Origin of the sequence: Flavisphingomonas formosensis (genome assembly GCF_009755815.1) — a bacterium.
In the GTDB taxonomy this organism is placed as follows: Bacteria; Pseudomonadota; Alphaproteobacteria; order Sphingomonadales; family Sphingomonadaceae; genus Flavisphingomonas; species Flavisphingomonas formosensis.
In genome coordinates this window covers 865,736-881,556 of record NZ_WRPK01000001.1, presented here as the reverse complement: position 1 = coordinate 881,556, position 15,821 = coordinate 865,736, and the positions used below count along the sequence as shown (strand labels likewise).

At 66.9% G+C, this 15,821-nt stretch carries 15 protein-coding genes and 1 tRNA gene; 6 read left to right on the top strand and 10 right to left on the bottom strand.

Going from position 1 to position 15,821, the window contains the following annotated elements:
* Position 1: 1 nt before the first annotated feature.
* The 5 genes from GQY20_RS04325 to yajC all read right to left on the bottom strand — a co-directional run bounded on the left by GQY20_RS04325 (position 2) and on the right by yajC (position 4,841).
* Positions 2 to 1,369, bottom strand: a complete 1,368-nt coding sequence (locus GQY20_RS04325) for a cytochrome P450 (protein WP_157215769.1) — start codon at positions 1,367 to 1,369, stop codon at positions 2 to 4.
* 146 nt (positions 1,370 to 1,515) lie between these two features.
* Positions 1,516 to 1,899: an Mth938-like domain-containing protein gene (locus GQY20_RS04320; RefSeq protein ID WP_157215768.1), complete on the bottom strand. Its 384-nt coding sequence runs from the start codon at positions 1,897 to 1,899 to the stop codon at positions 1,516 to 1,518.
* The gene (secF, locus tag GQY20_RS04315) at positions 1,899 to 2,867 is read right to left on the bottom strand and encodes a protein translocase subunit SecF (protein WP_157215767.1); all 969 of its coding nucleotides are present in this window, start codon (positions 2,865 to 2,867) and stop codon (positions 1,899 to 1,901) included. The genes GQY20_RS04320 and secF overlap by 1 nt, the downstream gene beginning before the upstream one ends.
* A gap of 13 nt (positions 2,868 to 2,880) precedes the next feature.
* On the bottom strand, positions 2,881 to 4,482 hold the full coding sequence (gene secD / locus GQY20_RS04310; RefSeq protein ID WP_157215766.1) for a protein translocase subunit SecD: 1,602 nt from the start codon (positions 4,480 to 4,482) through the stop codon (positions 2,881 to 2,883).
* Between the two features lie 8 nt (positions 4,483 to 4,490).
* Entirely contained in the window at positions 4,491 to 4,841 is a 351-nt protein-coding gene (yajC, locus tag GQY20_RS04305) for a preprotein translocase subunit YajC (protein WP_157215765.1), read from the bottom strand.
* Positions 4,842 to 4,982: 141 nt separating this feature from the next.
* Between yajC and GQY20_RS04300 the strand changes: the two genes are divergently transcribed.
* Positions 4,983 to 5,059 (top strand) — tRNA-Pro (locus GQY20_RS04300).
* 86 nt (positions 5,060 to 5,145) lie between these two features.
* On the opposite strand, the gene GQY20_RS04295 is transcribed toward GQY20_RS04300, so the two are convergent.
* Positions 5,146 to 5,718, bottom strand: coding sequence for a ferritin-like domain-containing protein (locus GQY20_RS04295; protein WP_157215764.1), 573 nt, complete (start codon positions 5,716 to 5,718; stop codon positions 5,146 to 5,148).
* 238 nt (positions 5,719 to 5,956) lie between these two features.
* Here GQY20_RS04295 and rpe point away from each other — a divergent pair, with 238 nt between their 5' ends.
* The 3 genes from rpe (at position 5,957) to purH (ending at position 10,205) form a co-directional block, all read left to right on the top strand.
* Positions 5,957 to 6,640, top strand: a complete 684-nt coding sequence (rpe, locus tag GQY20_RS04290) for a ribulose-phosphate 3-epimerase (protein ID WP_157215763.1) — start codon at positions 5,957 to 5,959, stop codon at positions 6,638 to 6,640.
* The gene (locus GQY20_RS04285) at positions 6,618 to 8,369 is read left to right on the top strand and encodes a heparinase II/III family protein (protein WP_157215762.1); all 1,752 of its coding nucleotides are present in this window, start codon (positions 6,618 to 6,620) and stop codon (positions 8,367 to 8,369) included. The genes rpe and GQY20_RS04285 overlap by 23 nt, the downstream gene beginning before the upstream one ends.
* 246 nt (positions 8,370 to 8,615) lie before the next feature.
* Complete coding sequence (gene purH, locus GQY20_RS04280) at positions 8,616 to 10,205, top strand: bifunctional phosphoribosylaminoimidazolecarboxamide formyltransferase/IMP cyclohydrolase (protein ID WP_157215761.1); 1,590 nt, start codon at positions 8,616 to 8,618, stop codon at positions 10,203 to 10,205.
* A 73-nt stretch (positions 10,206 to 10,278) separates the two neighbouring features.
* Here the strand turns inward: purH and GQY20_RS04275 are convergent, their stop codons facing one another.
* Positions 10,279 to 10,725 (bottom strand): PA2169 family four-helix-bundle protein, encoded by a 447-nt coding sequence (locus GQY20_RS04275; RefSeq protein ID WP_157215760.1) that lies wholly within the window; start codon positions 10,723 to 10,725, stop codon positions 10,279 to 10,281.
* A gap of 236 nt (positions 10,726 to 10,961) precedes the next feature.
* Between GQY20_RS04275 and GQY20_RS04270 the strand changes: the two genes are divergently transcribed.
* Positions 10,962 to 11,996, top strand: coding sequence for an alpha/beta fold hydrolase (locus GQY20_RS04270; RefSeq protein WP_157215759.1), 1,035 nt, complete (start codon positions 10,962 to 10,964; stop codon positions 11,994 to 11,996).
* 10 nt (positions 11,997 to 12,006) lie between these two features.
* Here GQY20_RS04270 and GQY20_RS04265 read toward each other — a convergent pair whose 3' ends face one another.
* A complete protein-coding gene (locus GQY20_RS04265) occupies positions 12,007 to 12,948 on the bottom strand; it encodes a hypothetical protein (protein WP_157215758.1) in 942 nt (313 codons plus the stop codon).
* 103 nt (positions 12,949 to 13,051) lie between these two features.
* Positions 13,052 to 14,512 (bottom strand): GGDEF domain-containing protein, encoded by a 1,461-nt coding sequence (locus tag GQY20_RS04260; RefSeq protein ID WP_232475876.1) that lies wholly within the window; start codon positions 14,510 to 14,512, stop codon positions 13,052 to 13,054.
* Between the two features lie 221 nt (positions 14,513 to 14,733).
* Here GQY20_RS04260 and GQY20_RS04255 point away from each other — a divergent pair, with 221 nt between their 5' ends.
* On the top strand, positions 14,734 to 15,048 hold the full coding sequence (locus GQY20_RS04255) for a hypothetical protein (protein WP_157215757.1): 315 nt from the start codon (positions 14,734 to 14,736) through the stop codon (positions 15,046 to 15,048).
* A 312-nt stretch (positions 15,049 to 15,360) separates the two neighbouring features.
* Here the strand turns inward: GQY20_RS04255 and GQY20_RS04250 are convergent, their stop codons facing one another.
* Positions 15,361 to 15,762, bottom strand: coding sequence for a hypothetical protein (locus tag GQY20_RS04250; RefSeq protein ID WP_198350826.1), 402 nt, complete (start codon positions 15,760 to 15,762; stop codon positions 15,361 to 15,363).
* Between the last annotated feature and the right edge of the window lie 59 nt (positions 15,763 to 15,821).

Sequence of the window (15,821 nt, the reverse complement as noted above, 5' to 3'; positions counted from 1 at the left end):
GTCACGCTCCTTTCCTTCTGCGCAGGCGCACGCGCGCCGGATTTTCAGGGCGCGCGACGCCGCCAATCTGGCGGCGCGCGGGCTCGGCCGCGGCGAAGCACGGCTCGATCTCGAAATCGCGCAGCAGCGTCGAGACCAGGATCTTCGTCATGTGATGCGAGAAGCGCTGCGCCGGGCAGGCATGGCGGCCATGGCCGAAGGTGCTCATCGCCTCGCGCAGCGGCAGACCGAGGCTCGGCGCAGGACGGCTGCGCACGAAATGGTCGGGGTCGAACCGCCGCGCTTCCGCCCCCTCGCGATTGCCGACACCGAGCAGCGTGGCGATGTAGACGCCCGGCCGCACATGATACATCGCATGCCCGTCGTCGAAATCGACCGGGGCGATCACCTTGCGCAGGGTGATCGAGGTCTGGGCCAGGCGTATGCTCTCCATCGTCACCTGCTCCAGCCAGGCCATGCGATCGAGCGCCGCCGGATCGGTGCGAAAATCCCCATCGGCGGCAGCGGCCGTCGCGGCGATCTCGGCCTCCGCCTTGGCCCGCACAGCGGGCTGGCGCACGAGATTGACCAGCGTCCAGCCGATCGCCGCGTAGAGATTGGAGAGGAAGCCCTGATTGACGTTGATCGCGCTGTGGATCGTCTTGCGGCGGCGCACCGCCTCCTCTTGCTCCGCGAACCGATCCCAATAGAAATCGAGCGCGGCCGGCGCGGGCGAGGGATGTGCCGTACGCTCGCCCAGTATTGTCTCGACGATCGCGCGGATAGCGGCCACCGCACCGCGCTCGCGCGCCTTGCCGCTGCGGATCGTCGCCAGCGTATCGGCCGGGTTCACGAAGGCGGTTTCCTGATCGAGAATGTCGAACTCGGCCTTGAGCGCCTGCCAGCGGCCGGGCGCGGCGGCCTCGGGCGCGATCCAGAGCGCATAGCCGACGCGCTGTTCCAGGGTGCGGACCGCATCGAACAGATCGATCTCGCCCTCGTCCGGCCAGCCGGCAAGATGATCGTCGACGATCGCGGTCATCGTGCGGACGTGGCCAGCGACATGCCGGTTGGCGAGCAGATCGTAGAAAAGCTCGGTACTGGCATCGGCGAAGATTTCGGACGGCGTCTTGAAACCGAGCAGATCGAAGGTGGCGAGGCCGAAGCTCGCTTTGTCCTCCTCCAGCCGGTAGAGGCTTTCGAGCCCTTTGGGCGCAAAGGTCATCAGCAGGCGGAAGCCGAACAGATCGACGAAGAAGGTGTCGCCGTGGCGCGCGCGCAGATCGCGCAGATAATCCACCGGCGCATCGAGGAACATCAGCCCCGCGCCGACATGATCCAGCTCCTCCGCGGCGATCGGCGGCAGCGGATCGATCAGATCCTGCAGCATGCCCGGCTCCTTCCCCTTTGTTTGGAAGAGATGTGCGGCAACGCCGGGCCATGCGCAATGACGATGCTTTATCCCTTCGGTGGATCCGGTTTCCTATGCCCAGCGAAGGGGATCGACGTATCGGGGGAGGAAAGAAAGACCTCGGATCAGAGCAGCGGCATCAGCGCCGCGGCGATCCAGCGTTCCTCCGCGCGCAGCACGCCCCAGGCGCGGGCGGCGGCGCGGCTGTCCATGATCTCGATGCCGACGCCGCGCCGTTCGAGCGCGTCGATCAGCAGCCTCGCCGGGCGGCGGAGCGTGGCCCCGGTGCCGAGCAGGAGGAATTCGGGGGTGGGATCGAGCGCGAGCACCGGCATCAGCATCTCGGCATCGATCGCCTCGATCACCTCCGGCGCGCGCCATTCACGCACCCACTCCGGCGTCAGGAAGGCGCCGGTCGGGTAGACGTCGCCGGATATGCGAAAGCCGTTGCCCGTGAAACCCTGGACGATCGGGCCCTCGCCCGTAGCCTCGCGATCCAGCTTCGGCATCAGCCTTCCCGGCGGGAAATCCGCTCGGCCCCGCTGGCGCGCGAGTCCGATCGCGGCACGAAGCTGTGCGGGCCAACGCCGAGCGTGATCAGGAGCGAGGAGGAGACATAGACCGACGAATAGGTGCCGACGACGATGCCGAGCATCATCGCCCAGGTGAAGCCGCGCAGCACATGGCCGCCGAACAGCAGCAGCGAGCCCAAAGCGAGCATGATGGTGAGCGAGGTCATCACCGTGCGCGGCAGCGTCTCGTTCACCGACAGATCGATCAGCGCGCGCATGTCCATCTGGCGATATTTGCGCATATTCTCGCGGATGCGATCGTCGATCACCATCTTGTCGTTGATCGAATAGCCGACGATCGTCAGCATCGCGGCGACGATGTTGAGATCAACCTCCATCTGCGTGACCGCGAAGAAGCCGAGCGTGATCAGCACGTCGTGGACGATGGCGACGAAGGTCGAGACGCCGAACTGCCATTCGTAGCGGAACCAGGAGAAGACGGCGATGCCGAACACGGCGAGCACCACGGCGAGGATGCCGTTCTGGACCAGCTCGCCCGAGACCTTGCCCGACACGGTGTTGTAGCGCGGGAAGCTGACGCCGGGGAATTTGGCGGCGACCGCGGCCTGCACCTTCTTCACCATCGCATTGGTGGCGCCATCATCGCTGCTGTGCGGCAGCGGCAGGCGGATGGCGACGCGCGTCGCCTCCGCGAACTGCTGGAGCTGCGCCTCGCCGAGGCCGAGCTCGTCGACGGTCGCGCGCACCTGATCGAGCGGCGGCGGTGATTGGAACTGGCTCTCGATCATCACGCCGCCGACGAAGTCGACGCCGAGATTGAGGCCGCGCCAGCCCACCGCGCCGATGGCGAGGATGGTCAGGATGGCGGTGATCGCGAACGCCCAGTGGCGGACGCGGACGAACCCGATATTGGTATTGTCGGGGACGATCTTCAGCAGGCGCATGGTCCGTTCCGCCTCAAATGGTGATGTCGGTCGGCCGGTTGCGCCGGATCCACAACGCGACGAGCATGCGGGTGAACACCACCGCGGTGAACACGGATGTCGCGATGCCGATCAGCAGCACCGCGGCGAAGCCCTTCACCGGGCCGGAGCCCAGCACGAGCATGATCAGGCCGGCGATGGCATGGGTCACGTTCGCCTCGAAGATGGTTCGGCTGGCTTCCTTATAGCCGTTCTCGACGGCGGAGAACACGTTGCGCCCGCGGCGTCTCTCCTCGCGGATGCGCTCGTTGATCAGCACGTTCGCGTCCACCGCGGTGCCGATGGTGAGCACGAAGCCGGCGATGCCGGGCAGGGTGAGCGTCGCATTGAGCAACGCCATCACGCCAAGGATGACGAACACGTTGATGATGACGGCGAGGTTCGCATAGACGCCGAACCGACCGTAGCTGACCAGCATGAAGGCGACGACCAGCGCGACCGCGATGATCGAGGCGGTGACGCCGGCACGGATCGAATCGGCGCCGAGCTCGGCGCGCACCGTGCTCTCCTCGATCACCTTCAGCGCGACCGGCAGCTTGCCCGAGCGCAGCGCGATGGCGAGATTGTTGGCGCTTTCGACATTGAAGTTGCCGGAAATCTGCGCGGTGCCGCCGAGGATCGGCTCGTTGATGTTCGGCGCGGAGAGAACGCGGCCGTCCAGCACCATGGCGAACGGCTTGTTGACGTTCTGCTGCGTGATCTGGCCGAACTTGAGGGCACCGGCGCTGTCGAACCGGATGGTGACGACCGCCTGGTTGTTCTGGTCATAGGCCTGCTTGGCGTCGATCAGCTGATCGCCGGTGATCAGCACGCGGCGCTGCAGCGCGATCACCGGAATGCCCTGTGGATTGCCCGGATAGGGCACCACTTCGCTGCCGATCGGCGCGCGGCCCTTCATCAGGTCGGCCGGATTGGCGGTGGTGTCGACGAGACGGAATTCCAGCTTGGCGGTCTTGCCGATCAGATCCTTGAGCGCCTGCGGATCCTGGAGGCCCGGCACCTGGACGAGGATGCGATCCTTGCCCTGCTGGATGATCGTCGGCTCCTTGGTGCCGAGCGCGTCGATGCGCTTGCGGACCACCTCGGTCGCACCCTTCATCGCGGCGTCGGTCGCCGAATCGAGGCCGGCCGGGGTCTGCGTCATCACCACCTGGCTGGAATTGACGACCGCGACGTTCCAGTCGCGCTGGCCGGTGACGCCGACCGCGGTCGTCAGCGTGCGCGCCTTTTCCACCGCGGCATCGAGCTGTGCGATGTTGCGAACATAGAAAGCGAGGCGCCCGTCGCTGGTGGAGATGTCACCGATGTCGATCGCGGGATCGGCGCGCCGCATCTCGGTGCGCACATTCTCGGTCATTTTGGCCAGTTCCTGCTTGGCGAGATCGGCGGTGTCCGCCTCGAGCAGGATATGGCTGCCGCCGGCGAGATCGAGGCCGAGATTGACGCGCGGCGCCGGAATCCAGCCCGGCCAGCGCGCGACCTGCGCTTCGGGAATGAGGCTGGGAATGGCGAGCAACACGCCGGCGAGCAGCAGGAGGCTGATCGACCAGATTTTCCAGCGCGGGAAATCCAGCATTTTGCGGCTCAGTCGTTCGCGGGCTTGCTGCCGGCCGCGCGGACCTCGAGCAGCGTGGACTTCAGCGCCCGCACCTTGACCCCCGGCGCCACCTCGACCTCGACCGAATCGGCGTCGACCTTCGTCGCGCGGCCGAGGATGCCGCCGCCGGTGACGACCTCGTCACCCTTTTTCACCGCATCGATCGTCGCCCGCTGTTCCTTGGCCCGCTTCTGCTGGGGACGGATCACGAGGAAATAGAAGATCACGAAGACCGCGATCATCATCGGAAGCGGCGAGGCGAGGAAACCGGCCAGTCCGCCGGCCGGAGCGCCTGCGGTGCCGGCTGCATTCTGTGCGAAGGCGGGGGTAGCGAACATGGTCTTGCGGCTGCCTGAAAAAGATTGAGCGGCCGGCCCATCGGCCGCTTCGGGAAGGCGCGCGCCTATCACGTTCGATGGCCGACACGCAACCGCCGCTTGCCAAGTGGCTCGAGCCCCCCTAAAGCGCGCCGCCTAGGTCGGGGCGTAGCGCAGCCTGGTAGCGCATCAGACTGGGGGTCTGGGGGTCGCAGGTTCGAATCCTGTCGCCCCGACCAATTGACGGCAGGGGCGGCGCCATTCGCCGCCCCCCGACATCAACCGGCCCATCACACGCAGCGATCAACGCGCTTCTTCGAGCGGTTCATTCCTCAAGGAACGGCTTGCCCTGATGCGCGACGAGCAGGTCGTGCATATCGGCCGCATGCTCCTCTTCATCGGCCAATATGCCCTCGAGCATGATCCGCGTGGTTGGATCCTTGTCGCCGAAATAGCGGATCAGTTCCTGATAATGTTCGATCACGATGCGCTCGGCGATCAGGTTCTGCTTGATCATCTCGACGAGATTGCCGCCTTCGCCATATTCGGTCGCCGAACGGCTCGCGAGCCCATCCGGGTTGAAGTTCGGCACGCCGCCGAGCTGATCGATCCGATTGGCGGCATCGAGCATATGCTTGCGCTCGACGTCGGCATGCTCCTGGAACTCCGCGGCGACGCTCTCGGAATGGATGCCCTCCGCGGCGATGGCATGCATCTGGTAGCGCAGCACGCAGACCAGCTCGGTCGCCACCACCGCCTGAAGCAGCTCGATCGTCTTGGCGACGTCGCCCTGATAGGTCGCCACCACCGCCCCGTCGGTCAGCGATTGCCGTGCCCTTTCCCGCAGAGTCTTCACGTCGCTCAGGAAGCTCGACTCGATCTTGGTCGTCTCGTTCATCTTGCGCTCTCCTCGGCGGCTTTCGGGCCGCGCCTGGAACGCAATACCGCTCGCCGCCGGATGCGTTCCCGACGAGAATCGTTCTCATCCGGATCCCGGTACGCGAGGCGAAGGGCGCGGCCGCAGCCTTGCCGCGCACGAGGCCGGATGATCCGTCGCGCTTTCGCAACCACATCGCCGGCCGGCCATGCGTCTCGGGTTGCCCCTTTCCGCGGGCATGTTTATTCCCGCAAAGTTAATGCAACCGACAGTTCATATCTCTCCCTCGATCCTCTCCGCAGACTTCGCACGTCTGGGCGAGGAAGTCCGTGCGATCGACGAAGCCGGCGCCGACTGGATCCATATCGACGTCATGGACGGCCATTATGTGCCGAACATCACGATCGGCCCCGGCGTAGTGAAGGCCTTGCGTCCCCACACCCGGAAGCCGTTCGACGTGCATCTGATGATCTCACCCATCGACCTCTATCTCGAGGCGTTCGCAGATGCCGGCGCGGACATCATCACCGTGCATCCCGAGGCCGGGCCGCACCTGCACCGCACCATCCAGCACATCAAATCGCTCGGCAAGAAGGCCGGCGTGGCGCTGAATCCCGCGACGCCGGCGAAGATGCTCGACTATGTGCTGGAGGATGTCGATCTCGTCCTCGTGATGAGCGTCAATCCCGGCTTCGGCGGACAGAGCTTCATCACCAGCCAGCTCCGCAAGATCGAGGCGCTGCGCAGGTCGATCGACAAGCTCGGCAAGCCGATCGAACTGGAGGTGGACGGCGGGATCGATCGCGAGACGAGCCGGCTGGTGATCGACGCGGGCGCGACGGCGCTGGTCGCGGGCACCGCGACCTTCCGGGGCGGCCCGTCGGCCTATGCGGACAATATCCGCGCGTTGCGGGGGATCAATGAACTCGCCGGCGCCCAATAGGCCCGAAATCGTCGACGACGAGACACCCGACGAGATCGAGCCGGGCAAGCGGCTCATCCGTGTCGGCGACAAGGGATTGTCGCTGAGCGAGCGCATCGCCGTACGCCTGCACAAGCTCGCCTGGCGCACGCCGCTGCACAGCTTCCGCCTGCGCGGGCGCTATCCGCTGAAGCTGCTCGCCGTGCCTCCCGATCCGGTGGCCGGCGATGCGCGCATCGGCCGTGCGATCATCGAGGAAGGCGAGATGCGCTTCCGCGGCGAGACGCTCGGCCTCGAAACGCTCGATTTCCGCAACCTCGGCGTGTCGCCCGGCTTTGCCGACCATCTGCAGAGCTTCGCCTGGCTGCGCGATCTCGGCGCGGCAGCCCCGCGCGAGACGGCGGCACCGATGGCGGAGCTGATCGTGCGGCAGTGGCTGGCGGTGTGCGGCAGCACGGTGACGGAGGCCGGCTGGCGCGCGGACCTCGCCGCACGGCGCATCCTCTTCTGGATGGCCTATGCGCCGCTGATCCTCTCCTCCTCCGACCTGGTCTACCGCTCGGCCGTGCTGAACGGCATCGCCCGCGCCGCGCGGCATCTCGATCGCAGCGCGGACAAGGCCCCGCTCGGCCTGCCGCGGATCACCGCCTGGGCAGGCGTGGTCGCGGCGGGGCTGATCATCCCGGGCGGCGATCCGCGGCTGGCACATGGCGAGGCCGGGCTCGCGCGCGCTCTTTCCCAGGCGGTCTACAGCGACGGCGGCATATCCAGCCGTTCGCCGGTCGCCCAGCTCGACCTGATCGAGATCCTGTCCCAGCTGCGCGCAGTCTATGCCGTGCGCCGGCGCGAGCCGCATCATGCGATAGAGCACGCGCTCGCCCGCGCGGTGCCAGCGCTGCTCGGCGTTACCCTCGGCGATGGCGGGCTGTCGAGCTGGCAAGGCGGCGGCCCGTTGCCGGCAGGACGGGTCGATGCGATCGTCGAGGCTTCCGGCGTGCGCACCCGGCCGCTGCGCCAGGCGCGCGACTGGGGCTATCAGCGGCTCGCCGCCGGCCAGACGGTGGTGGTGGTGGATGCCGCGCCGCCGCCGATCGCACGGCTGGCCGAGGGCGGCTGCGCCTCCACCCTGGCGTTCGAGCTGTCGGACGGCACGCATAGGCTGATCGTCAACTGCGGCGGCGCGCGGGCCACCAGCGCGCTGCCGCCCGACCTGGTCGACGCGCTGCGCACCAGCGCCGCCCATTCGACGCTGATCATCGCTGACAGCAATTCGACCGCGCTGCATCCCGACGGCTCGCTCGGCCGCGGGGTCGCCGAAGTCTCGCTCGACCGGCAGGAGACCGAGGCGGGCAGCCGCATCGACGTGACGCATGACGGCTATGCCAAGCGCTTCGGCTTCCTCCACCGCCGCCAGATCGCGCTCTCGGTGGACGGGCGCGAGGTGCGCGGCGAGGACGTGCTGCTGCCCGCCGAACAGCGGCGGCGGCCGCAGCCGGAAGGCTTCGTCATCCGCTTCCACCTCGCACCCGGCGTCGAGGCGACGAGCACTGCGGACGGCCTCGGCGCGCTGCTGCGCATCGACGGCGGCGCCTTATGGCAATTCCGCTGCCGCGGCGGCGCGCTTTCCGTGGAGGACAGCCTCTGGATCGACGGCCAGGGACGGCTGCGCCCCTCCACCCAGCTCGTCGTCGCAGGCGAAACGGCCGCCGGCGGCGCCAGCGTCGCCTGGCTGCTCCGCCGCGCAGGCTGAACCCGTATCATCCTGCCAGAGCAACTTTTTCCCCTTCGTCATCCCGGACTTGATCCGGGATCCATGAACCGCAGCGTTGCCGATGAGATGCGACGCTGCGGCAGGTAGGATGAAGGCAAGCCGAACCGAAAACCGGTTTCCCCTTTCCGACGCGATGCTCTAAGAGCCCCGCCGACAAGCAAACGCCATCGGATGCACGGGGAATCGCAGGCCCCGGCGATCCGCCACCTCCAGGGAACGAGGCCCATGTCCACCGTAAAGATCAAACGCGCGCTGCTCTCCGTCTCCGACAAGAGCAGCCTTGCCGAGCTCGGCCAGGCGCTGGCCCGCCATGGCGTGGAGCTGGTGTCCACCGGCGGCACCGCGAAGGCGCTGCGCGACGCCGGGCTGGTGGTGCGCGATATCAGCGATCTCACCGGTTTTCCCGAGATGATGGACGGGCGCGTCAAGACGCTGCATCCCAAGGTGCATGGCGGCCTGCTCGCGGTGCGCGACGATGCCGGCCACATGGCCTCGGCGGACGAGCATGCGATCGGCATGATCGATCTCGTCATCGTCAACCTCTATCCCTTCGCCGCCACGGTCGCCAAAGGCGCCGAGCGCGACGAGATCATCGAGAATATCGACATTGGCGGCCCCTCCATGGTCCGTTCGGCCGCGAAGAACCACGCCTTCGTCGCGATCGTCACCGATCCGGCGGACTATGCCGGGCTGATCGCGGAGCTGGATGCCAACAACGGCGCGACGACGCTGGAATCGCGCCGGCGTTTCGCCGCCAAGGCGTTCGCGGCCACCGCGGCCTATGATGCGATGATCTCCTCCTGGTTCGCCTTCGCCGACCAGGGCGAGGCGCTGCCCGAGACGCTGTCGGTGCCGCTGCGCAAGGGCGCGGCGCTGCGCTACGGCGAGAATCCGCACCAGTCGGCGGCGCTCTATCTGCCGATCGGCCCGTCCGCGCGCGGCATCGCCCAGGCCGAGCAGCTGCAGGGCAAGGAGCTCAGCTACAATAATTACAACGACGCCGACGCGGCGCTGGAGCTGGTCAGCGAATTCCGCGACGGGCCGCCCACCGTCGTCATCGTCAAGCACGCCAATCCCTGTGGCGTCGCCAGCGCGAACACGCTGATCGAAGCCTATGAGGCCGCGCTCGCCTGCGACAGCGTCTCGGCATTTGGCGGCATCATCGCGGTCAACCGGCCGCTCGACGGCCCAACCGCCGAGGCGATGTCCGGCATCTTCACCGAAGTGGTCGCCGCCCCCGCGGCGGACGAGGCGGCCCGCGCCGTCTTCGCCAAGAAGAAGAATCTGCGCCTGCTGATCACCGGCGAGCTGCCGGATCCGGCACGCGGCGGCCTCACCATGAAGACGATCGCGGGCGGCATGCTCGTCCAGTCGCGCGACAATGGCCAAATCACGCGCGATGCGCTGAAGCTCGTCACCAAGCGCGCGCCGACCGAGCAGGAGCTGACCGACTGCCTGTTCGCCTGGACAGTGGCCAAGCACGTCAAATCGAACGCGATCGTCTACGCCAAGGACGGCAGCACCGCCGGCGTCGGCGCGGGCCAGATGAACCGCCTCGAATCCGCCCGCATCGCGGCCTGGAAGGCCAAGGACGCGGCGGAGAAGGCCGGCTGGGCCGAGCCGCGCACGATCGGTTCAGCGGTCGCGTCGGACGCCTTCTTCCCCTTCGCCGACGGCCTGCTCGCGGCAGTCGAGGCGGGCGCGACCGCCGTCATCCAGCCGGGCGGCTCGATCCGCGACGAGGAAGTCATCGCCGCCGCCGACGAGGCGGGCCTGGCCATGGTTTTCACGGGCATGCGCCACTTCCGCCACTGAGCGGAGAACGAACATCGTAGCGAATGCTCGCCCCTCCCATGATGGGAGGGGCGCGTTAAAGGCGCGTCCGGCCTCAGTGGGCGAGCTGATGCTTCAGCGCGCTCATCGCCGAATGGCCGCGGGTCACGGATTCATAGGCCCGCGCGATCGCGTCGCGCGCCTCGCCGCCCATCGCATCGTCGCGCAGGGCGCGGCCGAATTCCTCCTTCAGATAATCCTCGCCGCGCTCGATCTCCTTGACGATCGCGGCGTCGCCGCCGCCCAGCGCAACGCGCAGATCCTCGATCCGGCGATGGATGGTGGCGGCCGCCGATCCGAAATCATTGGGCTTCCCGCCCAGCGCGCGGCTGGTCTGCTGCAGCAGTTCGACGGAACCGCGCCGCCCGGCGGCCAGATCGAGAAAGAGCGCCTTGAAATCGGCGGAGTCTACCTTTTCGGCTGAATGTTCATAACCCTTGATGCTGTCGATCAACGTGGTGATGAGATCGTCGATCTTGCTGATGTCGTGATTGGCGGACATGTTTTTCCTCCGAATTGATCCGCCAAGAACCGACAAGCCTTCGCAATTGTTCAGGGATTTCCGTTCGACGCAGAGGATTTTCGTGGTTAATCACTCTCCGCCTGCGGATCGCGACCGCCCTGCATATGGCGGATCAGATTGTCGCGCACCCGGGTGACCCCGCGCTCCGCTAGGTCGGACGACTTATCCTTCACGGTGCCGGCCGCCGCCGGTGACAGCCAGCATGGAGCCGCACAATGAGCGAAGACAAGAATGATGCCGTCGACGAGAGCCGGCGCCGCTTCCTAGGCATCGCCGCGGCAGCCGGGCTGGCCATGCCGGCCGGCCTGATCGGCAACGCCGCCCGAGCCGTGGCGGCTGCCGTGCCCGAGCCCTGGTTCACGACTCGGCAGATCGCGGCGGGAGACCTCGACGTCGGCTATGTCGATGCAGGCCCGCGCGGCGGGCAGCCGGTGCTGCTGCTGCACGGCTGGCCCTATGACATCTACAGCTTCGTCGAGGTGGCGCCGCGGCTGGTGGCGGCCGGGTACCGCGTGATCATCCCCTATCTGCGCGGCTATGGCAGCACCCGCTTCCGCTCCGCCGATACGATGCGCAACGGGCAGCAGGCGGCGCTGGCGGTGGACATGATCGCGCTGATGGATGTGCTCGGCATCCGTCAGGCGATCCTCGCCGGCTTCGACTGGGGCGCGCGCACCGCCGACATCATGGCGGCCCTGTGGCCGGAACGGTGCCGTGCGCTGGTTTCGGTCAGCGGCTATCTGATCGGCAGCCAGAAGCTCAACGAAGCGCCGCTGCCCCCCGAGGCGGAGCTCGCCTGGTGGTATCAATTCTATTTCGCCACCGAGCGCGGGCGGATCGGCTATGATCGCAACCGCAAGGATTTCGCGCGGCTGATCTGGCACAGCGCCTCGCCGCGTTGGCAGTTCGACGAGGCGACCTTCGCACGCTCGGCAGCCGCGTTCGACAATCCCGACCATGTCGCGATCGTGATCCACAATTATCGCTGGCGGCTGGGCCTGGCCGAAGGCGAGGCGCGCTACGACGCGCTGGAGCACAAGCTGGCCGATCTGCCACCGATCGGCGTGCCGACAGTGACGCTGGAGGGCGATGCAAATGGCGCGCCGCATCCGAAACCCGAAGCCTATGCCGCCAAATTCCGGGGCAGATACGCGCACCATCTGATCGGCGGCGGTATCGGCCATAATCTGCCACAAGAGGCACCGGCCGCCTTTGCGGATGCGGTGCTGGAGGCGGCCAGCTTCGCGTGACCGCCGCCGATCAGTTGCCCGGCGCAGGCCGCGGCAGCTGACCGGGCGCGGTGGGAAGCGCGGCGGCCGTCGGCCCGGCTGGCACTGGCGGCGTGGACGAAACCGCAGCCACCGGAGCGATCGCCGACCCAGCCATGGGCGACGACGGCAGGACGGCGCCACGCGCCATCCGTCCGGGGCTTGCGGCCGGCGGCACTTCCGCCAACGGCGCATCGCCCTTCTTCGGGATATGGAGGCCGAACCGGTAGGTTTCGCCGTTCCAGTCGATCGCGTGCTCGAGATCCTGCGCTTCGCCCCTGATCTTCTGCATCACGACGCGCCCGCCATAGGATGAATCCGGATCGACCGTCGTGCGCTGCACCGCTTCGTTGCCCAGCATGGCGAGGGTGCGGCCGAGCCGATCCTGGATGCTCATCACCCCGGCGACACCCGCCGCCGTCGCCACGGTGGCCCCGGCGATGCCGATCGAATTGTCGCGATAAGCGGTGTGCCAGGAATAGGTGCCGTTCGGCGTGCGCATGCGGCCATAATAATGATCGGTAGTGTGCGCGGTGGACGCTGCCGCCGCGGCCGCACCGGTGAGCAGCGCGACGCCGATCGCCGACCATGTCGCGCGCTTCTTCGCGGCGCGCTCCAGTTCGTCCTCGGTGAACGCCGCGAGCATTTGGCCGCCCACGGTGGCCCGGATGTTCGCGCTGTCGAAATCCGCGACGCGATCGCTGTCATTATAGACGACGACCATGAAGCTGATGCTGCCATGATCCATGGGCAACGGCGTTATCGAGACCGCCCCGTTCGGCTTTTCGAGCATCACCGTGGGCACGCCGCGATCGTAGCGGGCCGTTTCCTCGCCCACGCGATAGGGCTTCGGCAGCAGCGCCGCCCCGGCGATCGCCTGCGACGTGATGGCAGCCGCGCCCAGCAGCGCGACGACGAATTTCCAGACAGACATGGTCAAGCCCCCGCTTCGCCGGCGAGTCGGCCGGTATCCGCCGGCCTGCGTGCATCGGGGGCGGCAACACAAGCCTCGATTGATCCGTTCCGGCCGGGATCCGCTATTGCGGGGTAGCAGCCACCCGAAGCTGCGGCGGAGGGAGTGGCGTGCGGCGCACGGCAACCTGATTCCGGCCCCGTTGCTTGGCATCGTAGAGTGCCGCATCTGCCAGGGTCACGAGAGTTTCCGCCGTCATTCCTTGGGCCGGATTGCCATGGCCGACACCGATGCTGATGGTCACGACACCCGCCGGCGCGGGCGTGGAGAGTGCGAGCCGTTCCACCGCGGCGCGCATCGCCTCGGCCATCGCTGCCGCGTCGGCCAGGCTCGTCGCCGGCAGGATCGCGGCAAACTCCTCCCCGCCATAACGTGCGACGAGATCCCCACCGCGCCGGAGGCTGCCGCGTAGCGCAGCCGCTACCGCGCGCAGCCGCGCGTCGCCCATCGGATGGCCAAGCCCGTCGTTGAGCAGCTTGAAATGATCGATGTCGATCATCAGCAGCGCGAGGCCCGGTCCGCCGTCCGCTACGCGCGCCCATTCATCGGTGAGCCGTTCGTCGAAACGGCGGCGATTGGGCAGGCCGGTCAGCGCATCGACCAACGAGAGATGGGCAAGCTTGTCCTGTTCGTCGAAGCTTCGCATCTGGACGAGCACGTTGCGCACGCCATAGCCCAGCGTCGCGGCGATGAAGCCGATGATGGCAAGCGCGGGATGCTGGAAGACCAGCAGGCTCGACACCATCATCAGCATGGCGGGAAGCATCAACGGACTGCCCGCGCGCACCGCCCGCTCGAGCCGCTGCGGCACGGCTGGCGCCTGCGCCGCCGCCGGGACGCCGCGCAACACGATCGCCGCGAGCAGGAGGAAGGGCAGATCGATCAGGAGATCCATCGTCCCCCCGTAATCGACCTCCATCTGGTAATGATTGATGTAGAATGCGGTCGCCATATAGGGTGCGCCATAGAGCACGAGCGTCGCGAAGAAGCGGCGGCTTTCCGCATCCGGGCTCGCATGCCAGCGAGCCAGCGCGAACAGCAGGATGAACGCGTTTTCGATATCGAACATCAGGCGCAGGCTGAGCACACCCTCGTCGCTTGCGTCGGCGATGGTGGCGAAAGCGAAGGTGTAAACGAAGAAGAGATAGCCGAGCGCCGCCGCAAGCACGGCGTCGACGAGCCGCACGAGGCGCGCTTCGCCCTCCGGACTGGCGACCGAGAAGAGCAGCGGCACGCCATAGAGCACGAAGAGCAGCATCGTCGCCGCGCCGACGCTGCTGGCCGCGGCCAGCAGCGTGCCGATGATGTTGGCGACCATCGCGAGGGACCAGAGCAGCATCGCCAAAGCAAGCGCGGCCCAGCCCTCCATGCGGCGATCGCGCCACCCCCGCCACGCGCAGACCAGCCCGGCCAGCAGCGGAGCAGCCGCGAGGAAGACGAGCGATACGACCTTCGCGTGGGTGCCGGCAAAAAAGAGCGCCGCGCCGTGCGCAAGGAGGAAAAGGGGCGGCAATGGCAGCGCCACCCTCTCTAGCCTCAATGAGCGCCCCATCTCCATGGTGCCCCTATGCTCCAGCGCTGCCGTACGTGGCGACTTCGCTCGAACCTGTCACAAGACCGTTAGCAAAGAGTGGAGAAATAGGTCCATCCAACCAAAGCCGCGTCATCGCAAGTTCAGCTTGAAACGTTACGCTGCCAAAGTTGTTATGACTAACAAGACGGGTTCGTAACGGAGGAGTTTTTCCGATGAAGATGAAGCTTACTGCGGTCGCCATGGCGGCGATCATGTCGGTTTCCGCGGCGATGCCGGGAACGGCCATCGCCCGAGACCGCGACAACCATAGCTATTATGGCAAGCATCATCGCCACTATCATTATCGTTGCAAGCGCAGCAGCGGCACCACCGGCGCCATCCTCGGCGGCGTGGGCGGCGGCGTCGTGGGCAATGCTCTGGGCGGCGGCGTGATCGGCACTGTGGCCGGCGTCGCAGGCGGCGCTCTGCTCGGCAAGCATCTCGACAAGAAGCACGACGCCGCGCAGAACCGCCGCAACGGCTGCTGATCCAGCGACGACCCGCACTCCTGGCAATCCGGCAGGGCTCCGCGCGTCACCGGCGCGCGGGGCTCGACGGAGTGTCAGGCCCGGATGGCGGGGCTCGAACCCCCGACCCGCCGGCTCAATTCGGTCGAGATAGGACAATCGGAACCATTTGTTTCCGAAAACCGAGCACTACGTTGCCAGAGCGAGTGCCAATTTCCTGGTGCAGCCGTGCAGATGTCCCCGGCACGATCATGCTCGAACATCAGTGACGGCAAGACGTCGGGGTGATCGGCGATCAGCCCGCGGGCCGCGTCCAAACCAGGAGTCAGCCGGTCAGATGATTTTCCCATGCGCCTTGCGCGGTTGACGGGCGGCCCGGACGATCACTGCAGTCGAGAGCAGGATCGACGACATCAGCGCACCTATAGCGAGGATGCCGGCGCTCGTGATCCTCACCTCGCCAACCACGCTGGCACGATTGCCAAATTCGATCGCGAATTTGGCATGTTGCGCGTCCGCAGTTCCGTGGGCCGGAGACAGGCTTCGCTGATCCATCAACCATAGGCTCCAATATTGCCCGTGAAGAGCAGAATAGGGTGCCGGCCGGGGATGCCAACGCCCTTCGGCGCCAAAATCCAGACAAATTTCGCAAACGCGAACACCGTTGACCTTTGCGCACCGACCGGCGCCGCGCGCCAATCGAAATCGTTTCGAGGTCGAGCGCCGGACCTGCAAATCAGCCGCCGCGGGCACACGGCCGCCCGACCGGCGGCGATTGAGGTGGCGGCACGCGG

Excerpts from the sequence above, each read along its gene's own strand:
- GQY20_RS04255 (WP_157215757.1), top strand. The coding sequence starts at position 14,734 with ATGAAGATGAAGCTTACTGCGGTCGCCATGGCGGCGATCATGTCGGTT.
- GQY20_RS04285 (WP_157215762.1), top strand. The coding sequence starts at position 6,618 with ATGAACTCGCCGGCGCCCAATAGGCCCGAAATCGTCGACGACGAGACA.
- rpe (WP_157215763.1), top strand. The coding sequence starts at position 5,957 with ATGCAACCGACAGTTCATATCTCTCCCTCGATCCTCTCCGCAGACTTC.
- GQY20_RS04270 (WP_157215759.1), top strand. The coding sequence starts at position 10,962 with ATGAGCGAAGACAAGAATGATGCCGTCGACGAGAGCCGGCGCCGCTTC.
- GQY20_RS04265 (WP_157215758.1), bottom strand. The coding sequence starts at position 12,948 with ATGTCTGTCTGGAAATTCGTCGTCGCGCTGCTGGGCGCGGCTGCCATC.
- yajC (WP_157215765.1), bottom strand. The coding sequence starts at position 4,841 with ATGTTCGCTACCCCCGCCTTCGCACAGAATGCAGCCGGCACCGCAGGC.
- GQY20_RS04295 (WP_157215764.1), bottom strand. The coding sequence starts at position 5,718 with ATGAACGAGACGACCAAGATCGAGTCGAGCTTCCTGAGCGACGTGAAG.
- GQY20_RS04325 (WP_157215769.1), bottom strand. The coding sequence starts at position 1,369 with ATGCTGCAGGATCTGATCGATCCGCTGCCGCCGATCGCCGCGGAGGAG.
- secD (WP_157215766.1), bottom strand. The coding sequence starts at position 4,482 with ATGCTGGATTTCCCGCGCTGGAAAATCTGGTCGATCAGCCTCCTGCTG.
- GQY20_RS04320 (WP_157215768.1), bottom strand. The coding sequence starts at position 1,899 with ATGCCGAAGCTGGATCGCGAGGCTACGGGCGAGGGCCCGATCGTCCAG.
- purH (WP_157215761.1), top strand. The coding sequence starts at position 8,616 with ATGTCCACCGTAAAGATCAAACGCGCGCTGCTCTCCGTCTCCGACAAG.
- GQY20_RS04275 (WP_157215760.1), bottom strand. The coding sequence starts at position 10,725 with ATGTCCGCCAATCACGACATCAGCAAGATCGACGATCTCATCACCACG.
- secF (WP_157215767.1), bottom strand. The coding sequence starts at position 2,867 with ATGCGCCTGCTGAAGATCGTCCCCGACAATACCAATATCGGGTTCGTC.